The organism is Ruegeria sp. CH5 (assembly GCF_056537025.1).
Map to the genome: position 1 here is coordinate 1,204,286 of NZ_JBQFQT010000001.1, position 16,437 is coordinate 1,220,722.

Genomic DNA, 16,437 nt, shown 5'->3' on the forward strand with positions numbered 1-16,437 from the left:
GTTCAATTGTGTCACAAGGGGCCTCGGGTCCGCTACGTTTCACGAACAGAATAGACCTCTGCCCGGACATCAGGCAAACTCAAACAAATTTAATGAACTTCAGGAAATCTGAAATTTGTCTTTGAAACTGGAAATGCTCCGCTGCTTTTGCACAGTCGCTCAGTCCGGAAATCTTGCCGAAGCCGCAAGCCGTCTGGGTCGCACTCAGTCTGCGGTCTCGATGACCCTGAAACAGTTTGAAGAACATCTCGGCAAACGCTTGTTTCTGGGTGAGCGAAAGAACCAGCTGTCGCCTCTGGGGGCGGAAGTCTTTGCCCTCGCCCAAAATCAGGTGCGCCAATTTGACGACACGGTCCAAAGCATTGAAGCCCTGGCCAAAGCGTCCCAAGGGCTGATCCGGATCGTTTCCGTCCCTTCGGTGGCAGCACTGCTGTTTCCATCGCTGCTTGACCACCTGTCCAGCACCTTTCCCGGCCTGAAGATCGAGCTGAGGGACACCGACACCCGGCAGGTTTTGGACAGCCTCACCGAGGGGCGGGCGGATGTGGGGATTGCGTCGGGCCATCACCCGTTGAACGGAATACGGGCCGAGCCGCTGTTTCAGGACAGGTTTGGGCTTGTGGCCGCCGCCGATCACGCCCTGATCACTGCGCACGAGCCACCAACGCTGAACCAGGTCGCGGCCAAGGGATTCGTGCACAACTCGCTGTGCCAACTCATTGAAAATCCGGGTTTCGAAGACGTAATCGCAGGGTCTGCGATCACGGTGCACAACACTCACTCGTTGATCGCCATGGTCGCAACCGGGCGGTGGGTGACCATACTGCCTGAAACGGTCGCACGGTTTCTGCCTGAAAACACTGCCTTCCGTCCGATCGAGGATTTGTCGGACGTTCGTGATGTCTATCTGTACACCCGCGAGCGAACACAGTTCCCAGAAGTGGCAGAAGAATGTCGCAGCCATATCCTGAATTGGCCTCGCAATCGAGACCCCATCGAACGACCCTGCCAAGCGCACCCAACCGGGGGTAATGTAGCAGGCTTGCGGAATACGTTTCCTAAGTACGATAGATAAAAAACAACATACCGCACCGGCGGAAAGCCGTTCAGACAACGACAAGCTTTTTTGCGTTTTCGGAGAAGATGGTGCCCCCACACGGACTCGAACCGCGGACCTACTGATTACAAATCAGTTGCTCTACCAGCTGAGCTATAGGGGCAAGCATTACGCTTTCAAATACCTTTGCAGGCAAAAGCAAGAACGGGCAACCACTCCTACCTTTTCAACCCACTGTGATTACATGGCTAACGAAAGCCAAGTAATCCCATAGAGCCGATGGCGCTGTGATTAGGTGAAAGCCTCAATAAAGGCAAGCGGGTTTGCGACGGAATTGTGCAACAACATGCGGAATATCGGCGCCACATCAAATCGCCTCGATTATCTGCAACACAGACGCCGCAGATGGTTAAGCGGCAACGACGGTTGCGAAGCAATTCGACCCAGTTGTTTCTGGCGCTGTCCTGTTGACAACAATCAAGTTTCGACGTTCTCAGGCAATCTTTACCATTGCGAAAGAATGGCAGGTTTGACTGTCTATCGTTCAACCTGTAACCCCGAAACGTATTCAATCGAAGGGCAAGGACAGCGGTCGGCATGCATGTGGCCATTCACTCCGGTGTGGTTTTTTCAGACGGGGGGCTCCTGCTCAAATCGCTTCAGGCGAATGCCAGTGTATTGCAGGAAAACGGCATTGTGCTGTTTGGTCCGCGTCGGTTCCGGAAGGCATTCAAGACGCCGCTGAATGCGCTGGACGAAGGCAAGCTGACCCCAGATGCCTTCGAGCGTTTGAGAGCCCAAATTCCTGATGATCCGGAAACCGGCCGAGTGGTCATGAGCACTGTGGACTTCATCGGAGAACTGAACAGCGCCATAAAGGACGGCCAATTCTTCCCCCATGCAGGTCGTCGGCTGGCCTTGCTGGATCAGGCTTTCGAAGGACACGAGGTCGAATTGTTTATCGGGCTGCAAAATCCGGGCAGCTTCATACCCAAGGTATTGATGGCATTGCCGGACGAAACCCGCGAGAGCATTCTGGCGTCAACGGACCTGAGTTGCCTGAGTTGGCTGACCCTTATCGAGGATATTCACGATCTTGCCCCCGCCGTTTCCATTACGGTCTGGGCCAATGAGGAGTGCCCGCTGATCTGGGGGGACATCATCCGCAGCCTGTGCGGTCTGAGCGCCGACATACCGCTGACCGAGGAGTTCTCGCTGCTATCCTCGCTGGTTGACGCAGACGGCAAGCGGGAGATTGAAGAGATCCAACAGCAAGTCGGGCACACGGACCCGGCCCTCCTGCACGACCGCCTCGCTGCCGTTTTTTCGCAGCACGCCTTGCCGGACAGAATCGAGGAGGAACTGGACTTCCCCGGGTGGAGCGCCGAAATCCACGCGGCGTTTTCCGAGCTTTACACACAGGATCTGGAACGACTCAAGAAGTTGCCGGGAGTGCGGTTTCTGGGTCGCTGACCGAAGCCTCCGAGGGCCCGAGGCTTACATGCCTAGGGCTTCCTTGTACATTTCCAACACCGCTTCTTCTTCGGCGATATCGTCTTTGTCACGCTTGCGCAGCGCGATAACCTTGCGCATCACCTTGGTGTCGTAGCCACGTGCCTTGGCCTCAGCCATCACTTCCTTCTGCTGGTCAGCGATGTCTTTCTTTTCGGCCTCCAGACGTTCGAACCGTTCGATGAACTGGCGCAGCTCGCCTGCGGTCACGCGGTAGTTCGCAGCGGCCTGGTCTTCGGTCATGTCTTCCATATGCGTCTCTCCCAAGTGGAAATTTCTTTAGCCGGGGTCACGGGCAACATGTCGGATACCGTGCCGGCGGGTCAGCCGCAAGCGAACAATGGGGCTGCTTGCCTTGTGCCGCCGGCAACGATCCGCTAAGCGCATCGGTAGCGAAACAGAACGATGCGGGGCGCAATGTTCGACGTGTTCATCTGGGGAGGCGCCAGCCTGTCATTGGCCGGGCTGGCAGGATTGGTCTGGTGCATTCTGCGCGTGATGAAGGCTCGTCGGTCAGGCTTGACTGACGACGAATTGCGGGCTGCCGTTCAGCGGGTGCTGCCTTGGAACATGGGCGCGCTGTTTCTGTCCGTCATAGGACTGATGCTGGTTATCCTTGGCATAACGTTCGGCTGACCGCCGGTGTCAGATCGGCATATTGTCGAACTGGGCTTCAACCGCATCTTCGATCAACGCAGCGTCCAGCCGTCGGAAGCGCGATGGTACGCTCATGCCTTGAGCGCGCATGCGTTCAATTACCTTCGTGACGCTGGGCTGCAGTGCCAGCCGGGTCTCGAGATTTGCCCCGTGCAGTTTCCGCTCCAACCGCTCGGCCTCGAAATAAAGCTCGTTCGTGGTCATGGCCATCCTCCCAAATGCTGCCATCCTGCCTGATATAGGTAACAGGATTGAGACCAACACAGGACCCGCCCAAACCCAGCAAAAAATCGCCCGCGCGCTATCCGGCGGCCGGCGCTGGGCCGCGAGTCGATCGAATATTAACCTGATTTCGACCGAACTGCCTTGACAGGCATCAATCCGCAAAAGCCGCAGCGCAAGAACGGTCACGCCGTGGAACTGGACAGGGCTGACTCTGCGACCTAAGAAATCGGCATGGAGATTCGACAGATCACGCCCCGCTATTTCGTCTCGCCGCAGATCACGGTCGAGGATGTGCCCGCCATCGTTGCCGCCGGCTTCGTCAAGGTAATCTGCAACCGTCCGAATGTTGAAGTGCCTGCCACCATGCAATCCGAGGTAATCGGCCAGGCCGTGCGGGATGCGGGTCTCGAGTTTGAGGTGCTTGAACTGACGCACCAAACCATGACGCCCGAGAACGTGGCACGGCAGCGCGACCTTGCCGAGTCTTGCGAAGGCCCGGTTCTTGCCTACTGTGCCTCGGGCACCCGCTGTTCTGTCGTTTGGGCCCTTGGGCAGTGCGACAAGATGAGCCCCGATGAAATTCTCGAAGCCACGGCAAAGGCGGGCTACGCGCTGGACGGTTTGCGCCCGGCATTGCTGCAGATGCGGGCGGCGAACACCTGATTTCATACGTCAGTCGTCGGGTCGTTCCGCAGGAGCAGGTAGACCCGCCAATTCGGATATTTCGGACGCGAGGCGGTCGGTGCTTGCTTGCGCGAAGTCTTCATCCACTGCGGATTGCGCATGCGATCGGTCTTGGGCAACGGCGTCCTGACGCGACGAATCAAAATCTGCTGTTTCAGCCGGCGCGTCCCTTCGCTTGTGCTCGACAAAGCTCTGCGCTTCGGGTCGTGTTGGGGCGGGCGGTTGCAGAAACTCGTTGATCCGCACTGCCCGTTGACCGCCACATTGGCCCAGACGTCCCGTAGTGGCCTGGGTCCGATCAATCGCGGCAATGTCGATCCGATCAAGTCGCGCTCCCGCAAGTGGCAGCAGATCCCCGATGCCCAGCTCCGACAGCGTTGTCAGCGGGAGATGCATCCGACAAATCACCGCGTTGAGTTCGGCCCGAACCACGCCTGCGGCTTGCGACAGCGTCTTCAGCGGTTCCAAATCTGCGTGCCCGTCCTGCCCCTCGGCCACCGAAATTTCCGGCAGCAGGATGAGGACCGTTCCCTGCCGTACACCGCCCTCGAGTTCAACCTTGAACTCGAACGCATCATACCCGTCCTCGACCAGTGCCAAAGACAGCGTGCGCCGATCGACCGCCCGTGAGGCGAACTCATATCCGTTCAGGCGGGCCGCATCGCTTTGATCATCGACCAGTTTCCGGGCCCGTTCCAGCATGTCCTCGACCAACGGGACCACCATTGCCGCATCGGTGTCGGTGAGGGCGCGAGGCTGGGGCAGGTCCGGGAATACTTCGCCCATTGTCTGCTTCTGGATGACCGCCGAGACCAAACCGACGTCCAAGACGACACTGGCTACCCTGCCCTCTTTGGTCGCGAACAGCAGAAACAACTGACCGTCTTCCAGCCCGCTCGTGACGACTTCCTGGCATCTTCTGGCCTGTTTCGCGCCAATGACGGATGCTGATAGCTTGAAACGTTCGACTGCGGCGCGGGCAATCGCAAGGCGCAATGCCCGCAGCAGCGCCCGCGATTTGCTACCCGCCCCCTCTTGTCCTGCCGACAATTTGCGCGCCAAGGCCGCGCTGACAGTCTTTGACATCGCAACGGTCCGCCAGTTTCGATTCTGCTTGTTACTGGTCTAGCCCATTGTTCGTTACGAATACCTTTACTTGGCCGTTACTGAGCGGCCTGGCGGTGAGGCAATGGCAGGCTCACGCGGAACGCTGCGCCGCCCTGCCCGGGCAGATAGGTGATTTCTCCCCCAAGCCGGTGCATGATCTCACGGCAAATAGCCAGTCCAAGGCCTGCACCGCCCGCCTTGTCGAATCCGACCCGCGCGAATTTCTCAAAGATCATCGACTGGGCGTCCGGCGGGATGCCGCTGCCGTTGTCGACAAAGTCGATCACCGCCTGGCCACCGACATCATGGGCTGAAATCGTCAGGACCGGCTCGGGCGCGTCACAGTACTTCTGTGCGTTCGAAATCAGATTGATGAAGACCTGCCCCAGGCGATCCAGATCGGAATGCAACGCGATGCGCTCGGCAGACAGATTGCGGAGAATGGTCAAAGGGCTGTCTGCCCCGGCCATAGTCGTTGAAACGGCCCGATCCAGAACCGTCCGCAAGCTGGCATCACCCATATTCAAGCTGACCTGACCGTTTTCCAGAACGCTCAGGTCCAACAGGTCATCCAGCAGCCGCGTCAGGCGCAGCGCTTCGTCATGGATGATTGTCGCATAACGCCGAGAATCCTCAGCGCTCAGCCCGTCAGTGTCCCGCATGATCTCCGAAAAGGCACGAATGGACGTCATCGGAGTGCGCAACTCGTGGCTGACCTGCCCCAGGAAGGCATCTTTCTGACGCGAGATCTGGGTCAGTTTTTCGTTGGCCTCGCGCAGTTTGCGGGCCGTACGGCTCAGTTCGGCCGACTTCGCCTCAAGCTGGCTGGAGTATTCCAGCAATTGCGCGGATTCGTCGGCCACCGCCAACAGATCCTCGACCGAAACGGACGAACCTCCGACGATCTGCCCGATCATGGCATGAGCCGTGGCCGCGCCGACCGAGCCGCTCAATTCGCGTTCCAGCCGTTCCAGAAAACCCGGCGTAGGTTCTGGCCAGCGCCCGCGCACGCCCTGCTTTTCCGCCTCGGCCTGAAAGAAATCCTGAGCGGGACCGGCCCCGAGGATCCGTTGGGTCATGATCATCAGGTCTTCGCTCTGGGCAACGGATCCCGTCCACCCCCCGGGCGCGACAGAATGATCAAAGACGTTGACGAACTGCGCCCCCTGCAACCGTTCAAGCGGGCTGGGAAAGCTCAGGAGAGACGCGAGGCAAAAGGCCAACGTGTTCAGTGACAGCGACCAAAGCACCGTGTGGGTCATCGGGTCCAAACCATCAAGGCCGAACAACGCCTGCGGACGCAGCCACCCCAGACCGAAAGGACCGTTTTCAATGACCGAGGCGGACATGACACTGCCGCCCATTCCCGGCAGCAGCAGTGTGTAGATCCAAAGGAAGAACCCCACGCTCAGCCCGACAAGGGCACCTGTCCGTGTTGCCCCGCGCCAGAACAGGCCGCCAACCAGAGCCGGCAGGATCTGCGACACGCCTGCAAATGCCACCAGGCCGATCGAGGCCAGCGCGGCGCCGCCACCGGACATACGATAGTAGAAGAACCCCAAGGCCATGATGACGGCAATCGACACCCGGCGCGCCATCAGCACCACGTTTCGCACATCGCCTGACATGGAACTGGCGTTCTCGCGCGTATTCAGCCAGATCGGCATCACGACGTGGTTCGAGACCATGGTCGACAGGGCCATCGCCGTCACAATGACCATCGACGTGGCCGACGAAAAACCGCCGATAAAGGACAGCATCGCCAGCCAGTCATTCCCCTGTGACAGAGGAACCGTCAGCACGAAAAGGTCCGGATTTGACCCGGCCGGCAGCAGATCCAGCCCGACGACCGCAATGGGAACCACGAAAAGGCTCATCAAAAGAAGGTAGAGCGGGAAAGCCCAGGCCGCCGTTCTCAGGTGGCTTTCGTCGTCATTCTCGACGACCATGACCTGAAACATCCGCGGCAAGCAGACAAAAGCAGCCGCCGACAGGAAGGTAATGGCCATCCAGCGTCCGGTATCGACGTTCCAACGCCCGATTTCCGACGCGTCGATCCGCTCCATCATGGGCGTGACGCCTCCGGCCACCCCCCAGACGACAAAGATGCCCACCGCCAACAAAGCGAACAGTTTGACGACGGATTCCAACGCGATGGCGGTCACCACGCCATGGTGCCGTTCATTGGCATCCAGGTTCCGGGTGCCGAACAGAATGGCAAACACGGCCAGACCCGCGGCCACCCAGAATACGCTGGCGCCCTCGCGGTAAAGGCCCGAAGGGTCGGCTTCGGCGAAAATCGAGAACGACAGCGTTATCGACTGGAGTTGCAGCGCGATATAGGGTGTGCCCCCCAGCACGGCGAGGATCGTAACACAGATGGCCAAGGTGTTCGACTTGCCATAGCGCGATGAGATCAAGTCGGCGACCGAAGTCACTCTCTGGCTACGGCCCACACGCACTAGCTTGCGCAGCCCCCACCACCAGCTGATCATCACCAAGGTCGGCCCGAGGTAGATCGTCACGAATTCCAGACCGGACCGGGCCGCATTGCCGACCGCGCCATAGAAGGTCCAGGCCGTGCAGTAGATCGACAAAGACAGCGTGTAGATCAACGGTGACCGCAGCCATTTGCCTCTCCCCGCTGCGGCCATTCGATCGGCTGCAAACGCAACGCCGAACAAAAGCACGACGTAGCCCAGGCAAACAAGGATCAAGACGTTCAGCGTGGCCATTGCTCACTCTCTGCCGCGGACCCTTCCGAGGACGACATCCGCCGGGCGGCAAAGCCGAACAGAAGGCTGACCACGATCAGGGCGGCCCAGCATGAAAAGATATAAAGAATGGCCGACGACAACGGGACACCAGAGTTTTCCGGCCCCGGATCCGGCCAAAGCAGCGGGATACAGATCAGACCCGCGCCGACAAAGGGCAGCATTCGGGCCGCATCGGCCAGCCTGCGGCGGCGGTAACTCTGCCGTTCCAAAAACACCGACGGACGCGGGCCTGTCGTGCGGGCTGGCTCGTTTTCCGGTGTGGTCATGACTGTGACGCCTGCGCGTGCAAATCACGCACAGCCGTCAGCACTTCGGTATTCGAGAACGGCTTCGTCATGAACCGGCTGACGCCTGCCTTTTCCGCCATCTCGCGGTCCCGCGACTGACCCCGAGCGGTCAGCATCAGAACAGGCAAGGCGCGCATCTCCTCGTGTTCGCGCAATTCGCGCAGAACATCCATACCGCTTTTGCCGGGCAGCATCACATCCAGAATAACCAGATCAGGCTGCGCAGACAGTATCGTTTGAACCGCGTTTTCACCTTCGGCATGGGTTTCGACCTGCCACCCTTCGCGGGTCAGCAGAAACCTGATTGCTTCCGTGATGTTCGGTTCATCCTCGATCAACAGAACCTTGCGGCTCATATGTTCACTTCCTCCCCAAGACCGGTCGCACCTCCAGCCACCTGCCAAGTGCAGATTAATCGCTGTGTCAGGAAACTGTCAAAAACCTTCACTCAAAATCGACGGCTCCCGCCGCGAGTCGCACGGCTTTCGGGGGCAGATCCTGCAGCTTGTGCCGACCTGTACCGGCAAGTCGGTGGCCACGCCTGGCTCTTCGACCGGCAGCACCAGCATCGCCGATCTGTACACAGGTTCCTGACCGAAGGCGCTGACGGGCTGAGGCCAGGCGATTGCAAAGCAGTCGAAATCCGCCGGCGTCCGGCCCAACAGGGTCACGCGTTTTCGGATCGGCACAAGGGGCCGGTTCAGCGCGCTGAACACCGGCCACAAAGGACAGGCTTCGCCGTGGCGTGGCATTGCGAAACCAGGGACCGGCTTGAACAGCAATATGCTTCCTGATGAATCGCATATGACCAAACCGGCCGGACGCGGCATGACATCCTCGGGCAGAAACGCAAGCCGTCGCAGGACTGTCTGCACTTCAACCGAAAACCGCGCGGCAAGACGCAGAGGATCAACACCTTCGACCTCCAGTGACTGCGAAACCGCTTCCAGCGGCATGGCCCGGGCATCCGCCGCATAGGCGTCGAGCACCTGACGCGCGACAGATCTTGAGGCGGAAGAGGCCATCTCGGCCTGCGCGAGGGATACCGGGTCCTGTCCTGACTCAAGTTCCGGCAAATGAAACCCGCGCTTCTCCAGAAATGCCTCGACCTCCTCCATCGGCAATCCACGCCGTTCGCCGGTGTCCTCACTTTCGTCCAGAAAGGCGACCAGAGCTTTTGAGCTTTCGGCAAGACGTTCGGCATCCTGGTGCAGGTTTCGGTGAAATCTGTCGCGCCACTCGGCCTCGATCTCGCCCGGTTCGGCCAGGATGGCGGCTGTCGACCGAATCGCTGCTGCGGCGGACAGGACTTCGTGCATGGATGCCGCAAGGTGCGGGTCATGGGTCAGCCGGTCTGACAGGGTTTCCACGGTGCGCTCCAGCGAAACCACCCGACGATGCATCTGTGCCAATACCGCGGCCCAGCCGGGAAAGCGGCCGGCGAATTCATCCAGCGCCTCAACCTCGGCCTTTTGGCCGACCGCATCCGCCGCCGCCTCACGAAGGGCCGCGATCAGCGTCGCCTCGACCCCCTGCGTCAAAACCGAAGGCTCAACGGACAAAGCCGAAGCGATATCGACCAGCAGTTTGCCCCCGATGCGCCGCCGGTTGTGCTCGATCAAATTCAGATATGACGCTGAAATGCCGACCTGACGCGCCAGCTGGGCCTGACGCAAGCCCGAGATTTGCCGCCTTTCGCGGATACGGCTGCCCGTCAATGAATCACGCATGATGCCCCCGCCGAAACGTGTTCGAGTTGCCCTCGAAACAACCCCGTATTTTCTGAATACTTCATGTATTTATATGATTTACGCCGCCCTTTTCAAAGCAGTTTTACAACATTGACAATGTCATAGCTTTCACCGGTCTCTGATCGCTTTCGGACGCCAAAGCAATCCTGTGCCGCAATGCCCTCTTCAATTCCGGCCGAATTGGCGGCACGATAGGCAAATGAGTGATCCGGCCTTCGAATACGCACCTATCGGGCTTGTCGAGCTTGAAAACCGCATCATCCGGCGGTGCAATTTGCAGTTTGCCCGGACATTCGGGGGCAACGAATCCGACTACCGCAACCTGCCTTTGCTGCACCTGTACCCATCCGTTGCCGATTGGGAGAGAATTGGCGCACGAAGTCTTCAGGTCATGCGGGACACCGGCTACTACACGGACGAGCGGGTCATGCGCCGCCGCAACGGCGACTTGTTCTGGTGTCGCGCCCGCGGCCGGTCGCTCACACCCGATGACCCATTCCGCCATGGAATATGGAGCTTCTCCGACATTTCCGAGGAACGCCCACTGGTCGAATTGACCAAACGCGAACGTGAAGTCGCGATCTTGTCCTGTCGCGGCCTGTCGGCCAAGGAAATAGGCGTCGAACTGGGGCTCAGCTACCGGACCATCGAAGCCTACCGCGCCCGGCTGCTCGAGAAATTCGGCGCGCGCAAGCTGCCGGAACTGGTCGCCAAACTGTCCGGCACGCCGCTCTGACCGTCGTAGACCCTGCCGATAACGCAGAAACCGGGGCAGGACGGCCCCAGTCGGCGCTTTTCATGGCCGCGCGGTTGCCTTATAACGCAGCGTAATTGACCAGAGCCCGCGCAGACAGACGGGCCAAAGGGGAACCTTCGAGGACACTCATGACAGACAACAGACACGAAGCGGATGTGACGTTCATCAAGGCACTGGCCGAACTCTTGCGCGAAAACGACCTGACTGAGTTGCAGGTGAAACGGGAATATGGCGAAGAAGACAGCCTGAACGTCCGGGTCAGCCGAGTAAGCCCGACCGCCGCGCCTGTGCAAGTTGCCGTCCCGGCACCCGCTGCCGCGCCGGCACCTGTCGCAGCCCCCGCTGCTGCCCCCGCCGAAGCACCCGCCGCCGTCGAGGACCCGGCGAGCCACCCTGGCGCGGTGACCTCGCCCATGGTTGGTACCGTCTATATGCAGCCAGAACCCGGCGCGTCCCCGTTCATTGCCGTCGGCGCATCTGTTTCCGAAGGCGATACGCTGCTGATCGTCGAAGCGATGAAGACCATGAACCACATTCACGCCCCCAAATCCGGGACCGTCAAGCGGATCCTGGTCGGGGATGGCGACGCTGTCGAATTCGGCACTCCTCTGGTCATCATCGAGTAAGGCGGGCCCATGTTCGACAAGATCCTGATTGCCAACCGAGGCGAGATCGCCCTGCGTGTGATCCGCGCCGCGCGCGAGATGGGGATTGCGACGGTTGCCGTGCACTCGACCGCTGACAGTGACGCCATGCACGTGCGCATGGCTGACGAGTCCGTGTGTATCGGACCGGCACCCGGCCCCCAGAGCTATCTCTCGATGCCCGCGATCATCTCGGCCTGTGAAATCACCGGCGCCCAGGCGATCCACCCTGGCTATGGCTTTCTGTCCGAAAATGCCGAGTTCGTTCAGATCGTCGAAGACCACGGCATCACGTTCATCGGCCCCACCGCCGAACACATCCGCATCATGGGCGACAAGATCACCGCCAAAGACACCATGAAAGAGCTGGGCGTTCCCTGCGTACCAGGCTCGGACGGCGGCGTTCCGGATCTTGAGTCGGCCAAGCGCATCGGTGAAGAGATCGGCTACCCGGTTATCATCAAGGCCACCGCCGGTGGCGGTGGACGCGGCATGAAAGTCGCGCAGACCGCCGCCGAAATGGAAAGCGCCTTCATGACCGCGCGGGCCGAGGGCAAAGCCGCGTTCGGCAATGACGAAGTCTATATCGAGAAATACCTGACCACGCCCCGCCACATCGAGATTCAGGTCTTCGGCGACGGCAAGGGCAATGCGGTCCATCTGGGCGAGCGCGACTGTTCGCTGCAGCGCCGTCACCAGAAAGTATTCGAAGAGGCCCCGGGCCCCTGCATCACTCCTGAGGAGCGCGCCCAAATCGGCAAGGTCTGCGCGGATGCGGTCGCCAAGATCAACTATATCGGCGCGGGTACGATCGAGTTCCTGTATGAAAATGGCGAGTTCTATTTCATTGAGATGAACACCCGCCTGCAGGTCGAACACCCTGTGACCGAAGGCATTTTCGGCGTCGACCTTGTTCGCGAGCAGATCCTTGTTGCGGCCGGAGAACCGATGTCGTTCGGCCAGGACGATCTGGAGATCAACGGCCACGCGATCGAAGTGCGTATCAACGCCGAAAAGCTGCCAAACTTCGCGCCTTGCCCCGGCAAGATCACGGCGTATCACGCGCCGGGCGGCCTGGGTGTCCGGATGGATTCGGCGCTGTACAACGGGTATTCGATCCCGCCCTACTACGATTCGTTGATCGGCAAGCTGATCGTGCACGGGCGCGACCGCCCGGAAGCGCTGGCACGGTTGAACCGGGCCTTGGGTGAGTTGATCGTGGACGGTGTAGACACGACGGTTCCCCTGTTTCATGCACTTCTGCAGGAACCCGACATCCACAGCGGCGATTACAACATCCACTGGCTGGAGCACTGGCTTGCGGAGAACATGGCCTAGTATCGACCAAGCCGCGAGAGCACGCGCTCTCGGGCTTGTCGCCGCGGTGTGAGCCATGGGCCTGACGCCTGACCTGCTGTTGCACGGCTATTCCATCGGCATCTTCCCGATGGCCGAACACAGGAACGACCCGGATCTTTTCTGGGTCGATCCAAAGCTGCGGGGTGTATTCCCGTTGGACGGGTTTCACATCTCCCGCAGCCTTGCGCGACGCATCCGGAACTGCGGATTCTCCGTGACCATAAACCGGGATTTTGCAGCCGTCGTAGACGGATGCGCGGACCGGGCGGACACCTGGATCAATGAAGAACTGCGCAGGCTCTATGCGCAACTGCACCACTCGGGCCGCGCCCATTCACTTGAGGTTTGGGAGGGCGAGCAGATTGTCGGCGGCGTTTATGGCGTTGCTTTGGGTGCGGCATTTTTCGGGGAAAGCATGTTTTCGCGCCGTACCGATGCGTCAAAAATTGCGCTCGCCTATCTGGTCGACCGATTACGCCAGACAGGTTTTCAACTGTTCGACACACAATTTCTGACGGCGCACCTGGCTTCGCTGGGGGCGATCGAAATCCCCAGACAGCAATACCGCCAACTTCTGGATCAGGCCACTGCTGCCAGCGCAGATTTCACCGCCGAGGTGTGTCAGACCCCTCAGGGGGTGATACAGCGGATCACCCAGACGTCGTAGCGCGAGTGATCCAGGGCGTTGAGCGCCGGGGACGTGGCGATCATCCAGCCGTCGAACAGCTGGTCGGCCTTTCCCTTTTCCCAGATCGTAAGATAGGCAAACGCGTCACCGGTCGGGTTTTCAGACGGATACCGGCAATCACCCAAGGCGACATCCAAGCCGAAAATTTCGACCGTTTCACCGGTCGGCACCTGCACGTCCACCGTCTGACCGCTGACCTTGTCGAGGCCGCGCAGCATGGCCCCCGGTCCCGAGGAAACCTTCTGCTGCGCGCCTGCCGTCGTCGCGGCCAGCAGCAGCGCCATCCGGGCGGCACGCATCATTCGCTGCCATCCCCGGCCACGAACTTGACCAGCAACGAGATCAGGCTGACGGCACCTTGCGTGTCTTCAATCTGATCGCCCGGCTCAAAATAGAACGGAGAGCCGCCGGGCATGACCTCGACGAAGTTGCCCCCCAGGAGGCCTTCGGACGAGATCACGATCGCGCTGTCATCCGGAATCTGGATGTTATCGGCAACCGAAATCGTCGTATCGGCCCGGTAGGTTTCAGGGTTCAACTCGACATCGGTCACGGTGCCGATCTTTACACCCGCGAGGCGCACATCCGTGCCCACCGCCACACCTTCAAGCGACCGAAAGGACGCCTCAAGGTGATAGCCGCCGTTTTCACGCGACCAACCCGTGGACTGGCTGGCATAGACACCAAAGGCCAATGCACTGGCCAGCACGACACCGCCGACAAGAACTTCGGTCATGTTGTGGGTCGACATGTGGATCTCGCTTATTCCGGGCTCCAGGCTTCGTAGTCCTTGCGCTCGATCGGATCGGGACGGCGCAGGGACCCCGCCGGCACATAGGCCATCGCGGTGCCCGTCAGATTTTCCTGATGCGGCTTTTCCCACGCCTTGTGTGGCAGTGGCTTGTCGGTCGGAGGCTCATCCCAGGTGCGGTGCAACCAGCCGTGCCATTCCGGGTCGATCCGGCTGGCCTCGGCCTCTCCATTGAAGATCACCCACCGTCTGCTGTCATCGGCGTTGCGATAAAACACGTTGCCCTGATCGTCCTCACCCACCTTGATACCTTTGCGCGCAGTATAGATCTGCGTGTTCAGAGTGGCCCCGTTCCACCAGGTCACGGCCCGCAAAAGAGTGTTCAGGATTCCCATCGGCTGCCTCCGGCATTTCTGTCCCTGCAGATATGGACCAAAGCCGGGCAGAGGTCCAGAGCCACAAAGAGCGCACCCATTACTTGGGCAAGAATGCGGTGACCTCGATTTCGATTCGGTATTTTGGATCAATCAACCCGCATTCGATCATCGTCGCAACAGGCGGGTTGGCACCGAACGTCTCAGCCAGGACCGGCCAGCACGCTTCAAATTCGCGGCGATCGGGCAGCATGTAAGTCACGCGCACCACGTCGGCAAAAGAGGCGCCCGCCTCTGCCAAAGCGTTGCCTATGATCGTCAGCGCCGAGCGGCATTGGTCGACGACGCCTTCGCCCTGCCCGACCGTTCCGGCAACATGGACCCAGCCACCCGCAACAACGGCTCGGCAGTAGCCGACCTTGGCTTCGAACTCACCGCCCGAGGAAATACGTTGGATCGTCATGGCACCCTCATATGAAAACGGCGCGGACTATGCCGCGCCGTATCTGCATTAAATTTCAAACAGTTCAGCCGGCAGATGCCGATTCCGGCGCAGCATCCGCATAGATGATCAGCGGCTGCGCCTCCGACGTCACGGCCTCTTCGTTCACGACCACCTTGGTCACGTTCTTCATGCCCGGCAGTTCGAACATCGTGTCCAAAAGAATGTCTTCCAAGATGGAACGCAGGCCGCGGGCACCGGTCTTGCGTTCGATCGCCTTTTTGGCAATCGCGGCAAGCGCGTCGTCGGTAAAGTCCAGTTCGACGTTCTCCAACTCGAACAAACGCTGGTATTGCTTGACCAGCGCGTTCTTGGGCTTGGTCAGGATGGTGACAAGCGCGTCCTCATCCAGGTCCTCAAGCGTTGCCAGCACCGGCAGACGTCCAACGAATTCCGGGATCAACCCGAATTTCAGCAGATCCTCGGGCTCGAGATCCTGAAAGATCTCGCCCACACCGCGTTCGTCATTGTCGCGCACATCGGCGCCAAATCCCATAGCCGAGCCCTTGCCGCGCTGCGCGATGATCTTGTCCAGACCTGCAAAAGCGCCGCCGCAGATGAACAGGATGTTGGTGGTGTCCACCTGCAGGAATTCCTGCTGTGGGTGCTTGCGCCCGCCCTGCGGCGGAACGCTGGCCACGGTGCCTTCCATCAGCTTCAGCAGGGCCTGCTGCACACCCTCGCCCGACACGTCGCGGGTGATCGAGGGGTTTTCAGACTTACGAGTGATCTTGTCGACCTCGTCGATATAGACGATGCCGCGCTGCGCGCGCTCGACATTGTATTCGCTGGCCTGCAGAAGCTTGAGGATGATGTTCTCGACATCCTCGCCCACGTAACCGGCCTCGGTCAGCGTGGTCGCGTCAGCCATCGTGAACGGCACGTCCAGAATCCGCGCCAGCGTCTGCGCCAGCAAGGTCTTGCCGCACCCGGTGGGACCAATCAACAGAATGTTCGACTTGGCCAACTCGATGTCACCACCGGCCTTCTGCGCGTGGTTCAGGCGTTTGTAGTGGTTGTGCACGGCAACCGACAGGACACGCTTGGCCCGAGCCTGGCCGATGACATAGTCGTCCAGCACCTCGCAGATATCTTTGGGGGTGGGCACACCGTCGGAGGACTTCAGCCCGCTGGCTTTGGTTTCCTCGCGGATGATGTCCATGCACAGTTCGACGCATTCATCACAGATGAACACGGTCGGTCCAGCAATAAGCTTGCGCACCTCATGCTGGCTTTTTCCACAGAAGCTGCAGTAGAGCGTGTTCTTGCTGTCGCCGCCTGAATTCGTCGCCATGTTCTACCTTT

20 protein-coding genes and 1 tRNA gene are annotated in these 16,437 nt (G+C 59.9%); 8 read left to right on the forward strand and 13 right to left on the reverse strand.

Annotation, left to right across the window (positions count from 1 at the left end; all coding sequences use genetic code 11):
- The first annotated feature begins 133 nt into the window (after positions 1-133).
- Complete coding sequence (locus ACR0JC_RS05980) at positions 134-1,075, forward strand: LysR family transcriptional regulator (protein ID WP_254430692.1); 942 nt, start codon at positions 134-136, stop codon at positions 1,073-1,075.
- A gap of 69 nt (positions 1,076-1,144) precedes the next feature.
- Here ACR0JC_RS05980 and ACR0JC_RS05985 read toward each other — a convergent pair.
- Positions 1,145-1,220, reverse strand: a tRNA-Thr gene (locus tag ACR0JC_RS05985).
- Between the two features lie 434 nt (positions 1,221-1,654).
- Here ACR0JC_RS05985 and ACR0JC_RS05990 point away from each other — a divergent pair.
- Positions 1,655-2,530: a hypothetical protein gene (locus ACR0JC_RS05990; RefSeq protein ID WP_170338058.1), complete on the forward strand. Its 876-nt coding sequence runs from the start codon at positions 1,655-1,657 to the stop codon at positions 2,528-2,530.
- A 24-nt stretch (positions 2,531-2,554) separates the two neighbouring features.
- On the opposite strand, the gene ACR0JC_RS05995 is transcribed toward ACR0JC_RS05990, so the two are convergent.
- Positions 2,555-2,821 (reverse strand): DUF2312 domain-containing protein, encoded by a 267-nt coding sequence (locus ACR0JC_RS05995; protein WP_093962669.1) that lies wholly within the window; start codon positions 2,819-2,821, stop codon positions 2,555-2,557.
- A 165-nt stretch (positions 2,822-2,986) separates the two neighbouring features.
- Between ACR0JC_RS05995 and ACR0JC_RS06000 the strand changes: the two genes are divergently transcribed.
- Complete coding sequence (locus tag ACR0JC_RS06000; protein ID WP_480763626.1) at positions 2,987-3,205, forward strand: hypothetical protein; 219 nt, start codon at positions 2,987-2,989, stop codon at positions 3,203-3,205.
- A 9-nt stretch (positions 3,206-3,214) separates the two neighbouring features.
- Here the strand turns inward: ACR0JC_RS06000 and ACR0JC_RS06005 are convergent, their stop codons facing one another.
- A complete protein-coding gene (locus ACR0JC_RS06005) occupies positions 3,215-3,430 on the reverse strand; it encodes a hypothetical protein (RefSeq protein WP_170337604.1) in 216 nt (71 codons plus the stop codon).
- A gap of 252 nt (positions 3,431-3,682) precedes the next feature.
- Here ACR0JC_RS06005 and ACR0JC_RS06010 point away from each other — a divergent pair, with 252 nt between their 5' ends.
- A complete protein-coding gene (locus tag ACR0JC_RS06010) occupies positions 3,683-4,114 on the forward strand; it encodes a protein tyrosine phosphatase family protein (RefSeq protein ID WP_170338056.1) in 432 nt (143 codons plus the stop codon).
- 9 nt (positions 4,115-4,123) lie between these two features.
- Here ACR0JC_RS06010 and ACR0JC_RS06015 read toward each other — a convergent pair whose 3' ends face one another.
- From ACR0JC_RS06015 to ACR0JC_RS06035, 5 genes are all read right to left on the reverse strand, one after another.
- Entirely contained in the window at positions 4,124-5,221 is a 1,098-nt protein-coding gene (locus tag ACR0JC_RS06015; protein ID WP_170338054.1) for a FliM/FliN family flagellar motor C-terminal domain-containing protein, read from the reverse strand.
- A 77-nt stretch (positions 5,222-5,298) separates the two neighbouring features.
- On the reverse strand, positions 5,299-7,977 hold the full coding sequence (locus ACR0JC_RS06020) for a sensor histidine kinase (RefSeq protein WP_170338052.1): 2,679 nt from the start codon (positions 7,975-7,977) through the stop codon (positions 5,299-5,301).
- On the reverse strand, positions 7,965-8,285 hold the full coding sequence (locus ACR0JC_RS06025) for a hypothetical protein (RefSeq protein ID WP_170338050.1): 321 nt from the start codon (positions 8,283-8,285) through the stop codon (positions 7,965-7,967). Before ACR0JC_RS06025 ends, ACR0JC_RS06020 begins: the two co-directional genes overlap by 13 nt.
- The gene (locus ACR0JC_RS06030; RefSeq protein ID WP_093962675.1) at positions 8,282-8,662 is read right to left on the reverse strand and encodes a response regulator transcription factor; all 381 of its coding nucleotides are present in this window, start codon (positions 8,660-8,662) and stop codon (positions 8,282-8,284) included. Before ACR0JC_RS06030 ends, ACR0JC_RS06025 begins: the two co-directional genes overlap by 4 nt.
- A 78-nt stretch (positions 8,663-8,740) precedes the next feature.
- Positions 8,741-10,036, reverse strand: a complete 1,296-nt coding sequence (locus ACR0JC_RS06035; protein ID WP_170338048.1) for a helix-turn-helix domain-containing protein — start codon at positions 10,034-10,036, stop codon at positions 8,741-8,743.
- A gap of 220 nt (positions 10,037-10,256) precedes the next feature.
- Here ACR0JC_RS06035 and ACR0JC_RS06040 point away from each other — a divergent pair, with 220 nt between their 5' ends.
- The 4 genes from ACR0JC_RS06040 (at position 10,257) to aat (ending at position 13,484) form a co-directional block, all read left to right on the forward strand.
- Positions 10,257-10,793 (forward strand): LuxR C-terminal-related transcriptional regulator, encoded by a 537-nt coding sequence (locus ACR0JC_RS06040; RefSeq protein ID WP_093962677.1) that lies wholly within the window; start codon positions 10,257-10,259, stop codon positions 10,791-10,793.
- Positions 10,794-10,942: 149 nt separating this feature from the next.
- The gene (gene accB / locus ACR0JC_RS06045) at positions 10,943-11,440 is read left to right on the forward strand and encodes an acetyl-CoA carboxylase biotin carboxyl carrier protein (RefSeq protein ID WP_170337596.1); all 498 of its coding nucleotides are present in this window, start codon (positions 10,943-10,945) and stop codon (positions 11,438-11,440) included.
- A 9-nt stretch (positions 11,441-11,449) separates the two neighbouring features.
- Positions 11,450-12,796 (forward strand): acetyl-CoA carboxylase biotin carboxylase subunit, encoded by a 1,347-nt coding sequence (gene accC / locus ACR0JC_RS06050; protein WP_170338045.1) that lies wholly within the window; start codon positions 11,450-11,452, stop codon positions 12,794-12,796.
- 55 nt (positions 12,797-12,851) lie between these two features.
- Positions 12,852-13,484: a leucyl/phenylalanyl-tRNA--protein transferase gene (gene aat, locus ACR0JC_RS06055; protein ID WP_093962680.1), complete on the forward strand. Its 633-nt coding sequence runs from the start codon at positions 12,852-12,854 to the stop codon at positions 13,482-13,484.
- Here the strand turns inward: aat and ACR0JC_RS06060 are convergent.
- The 5 genes from ACR0JC_RS06060 to clpX form a co-directional block, all read right to left on the reverse strand.
- On the reverse strand, positions 13,448-13,807 hold the full coding sequence (locus ACR0JC_RS06060; RefSeq protein WP_170338043.1) for a DUF2155 domain-containing protein: 360 nt from the start codon (positions 13,805-13,807) through the stop codon (positions 13,448-13,450). The genes aat and ACR0JC_RS06060 overlap by 37 nt on opposite strands.
- Positions 13,804-14,256 (reverse strand): outer membrane lipid asymmetry maintenance protein MlaD, encoded by a 453-nt coding sequence (gene mlaD / locus ACR0JC_RS06065; protein ID WP_170338041.1) that lies wholly within the window; start codon positions 14,254-14,256, stop codon positions 13,804-13,806. The genes ACR0JC_RS06060 and mlaD overlap by 4 nt, the downstream gene beginning before the upstream one ends.
- 11 nt (positions 14,257-14,267) lie before the next feature.
- Complete coding sequence (locus ACR0JC_RS06070; protein WP_170338039.1) at positions 14,268-14,651, reverse strand: NADH:ubiquinone oxidoreductase subunit NDUFA12; 384 nt, start codon at positions 14,649-14,651, stop codon at positions 14,268-14,270.
- 79 nt (positions 14,652-14,730) lie between these two features.
- Complete coding sequence (locus ACR0JC_RS06075) at positions 14,731-15,093, reverse strand: RidA family protein (RefSeq protein WP_170338037.1); 363 nt, start codon at positions 15,091-15,093, stop codon at positions 14,731-14,733.
- 64 nt (positions 15,094-15,157) lie between these two features.
- Positions 15,158-16,426, reverse strand: coding sequence for an ATP-dependent Clp protease ATP-binding subunit ClpX (gene clpX / locus ACR0JC_RS06080; RefSeq protein WP_093962685.1), 1,269 nt, complete (start codon positions 16,424-16,426; stop codon positions 15,158-15,160).
- Positions 16,427-16,437 lie beyond the last annotated feature (11 nt).

Bases quoted from the DNA above. Each gene is read 5' to 3' on its own strand.
- ACR0JC_RS05980 (WP_254430692.1), top strand. From the start codon at position 134: ATGCTCCGCTGCTTTTGCACAGTCGCTCAGTCCGGAAATCTTGCCGAA.
- ACR0JC_RS05990 (WP_170338058.1), top strand. From the start codon at position 1,655: ATGCATGTGGCCATTCACTCCGGTGTGGTTTTTTCAGACGGGGGGCTC.
- ACR0JC_RS05995 (WP_093962669.1), bottom strand. From the start codon at position 2,821: ATGGAAGACATGACCGAAGACCAGGCCGCTGCGAACTACCGCGTGACC.
- ACR0JC_RS06000 (WP_480763626.1), top strand. From the start codon at position 2,987: ATGTTCGACGTGTTCATCTGGGGAGGCGCCAGCCTGTCATTGGCCGGG.
- ACR0JC_RS06005 (WP_170337604.1), bottom strand. From the start codon at position 3,430: ATGACCACGAACGAGCTTTATTTCGAGGCCGAGCGGTTGGAGCGGAAA.
- ACR0JC_RS06010 (WP_170338056.1), top strand. From the start codon at position 3,683: ATGGAGATTCGACAGATCACGCCCCGCTATTTCGTCTCGCCGCAGATC.
- ACR0JC_RS06015 (WP_170338054.1), bottom strand. From the start codon at position 5,221: ATGTCAAAGACTGTCAGCGCGGCCTTGGCGCGCAAATTGTCGGCAGGA.
- ACR0JC_RS06020 (WP_170338052.1), bottom strand. From the start codon at position 7,977: ATGGCCACGCTGAACGTCTTGATCCTTGTTTGCCTGGGCTACGTCGTG.
- ACR0JC_RS06025 (WP_170338050.1), bottom strand. From the start codon at position 8,285: ATGACCACACCGGAAAACGAGCCAGCCCGCACGACAGGCCCGCGTCCG.
- ACR0JC_RS06030 (WP_093962675.1), bottom strand. From the start codon at position 8,662: ATGAGCCGCAAGGTTCTGTTGATCGAGGATGAACCGAACATCACGGAA.
- ACR0JC_RS06035 (WP_170338048.1), bottom strand. From the start codon at position 10,036: ATGCGTGATTCATTGACGGGCAGCCGTATCCGCGAAAGGCGGCAAATC.
- ACR0JC_RS06040 (WP_093962677.1), top strand. From the start codon at position 10,257: ATGAGTGATCCGGCCTTCGAATACGCACCTATCGGGCTTGTCGAGCTT.
- accB (WP_170337596.1), top strand. From the start codon at position 10,943: ATGACAGACAACAGACACGAAGCGGATGTGACGTTCATCAAGGCACTG.
- accC (WP_170338045.1), top strand. From the start codon at position 11,450: ATGTTCGACAAGATCCTGATTGCCAACCGAGGCGAGATCGCCCTGCGT.
- aat (WP_093962680.1), top strand. From the start codon at position 12,852: ATGGGCCTGACGCCTGACCTGCTGTTGCACGGCTATTCCATCGGCATC.
- ACR0JC_RS06060 (WP_170338043.1), bottom strand. From the start codon at position 13,807: ATGATGCGTGCCGCCCGGATGGCGCTGCTGCTGGCCGCGACGACGGCA.
- mlaD (WP_170338041.1), bottom strand. From the start codon at position 14,256: ATGTCGACCCACAACATGACCGAAGTTCTTGTCGGCGGTGTCGTGCTG.
- ACR0JC_RS06070 (WP_170338039.1), bottom strand. From the start codon at position 14,651: ATGGGAATCCTGAACACTCTTTTGCGGGCCGTGACCTGGTGGAACGGG.
- ACR0JC_RS06075 (WP_170338037.1), bottom strand. From the start codon at position 15,093: ATGACGATCCAACGTATTTCCTCGGGCGGTGAGTTCGAAGCCAAGGTC.
- clpX (WP_093962685.1), bottom strand. From the start codon at position 16,426: ATGGCGACGAATTCAGGCGGCGACAGCAAGAACACGCTCTACTGCAGC.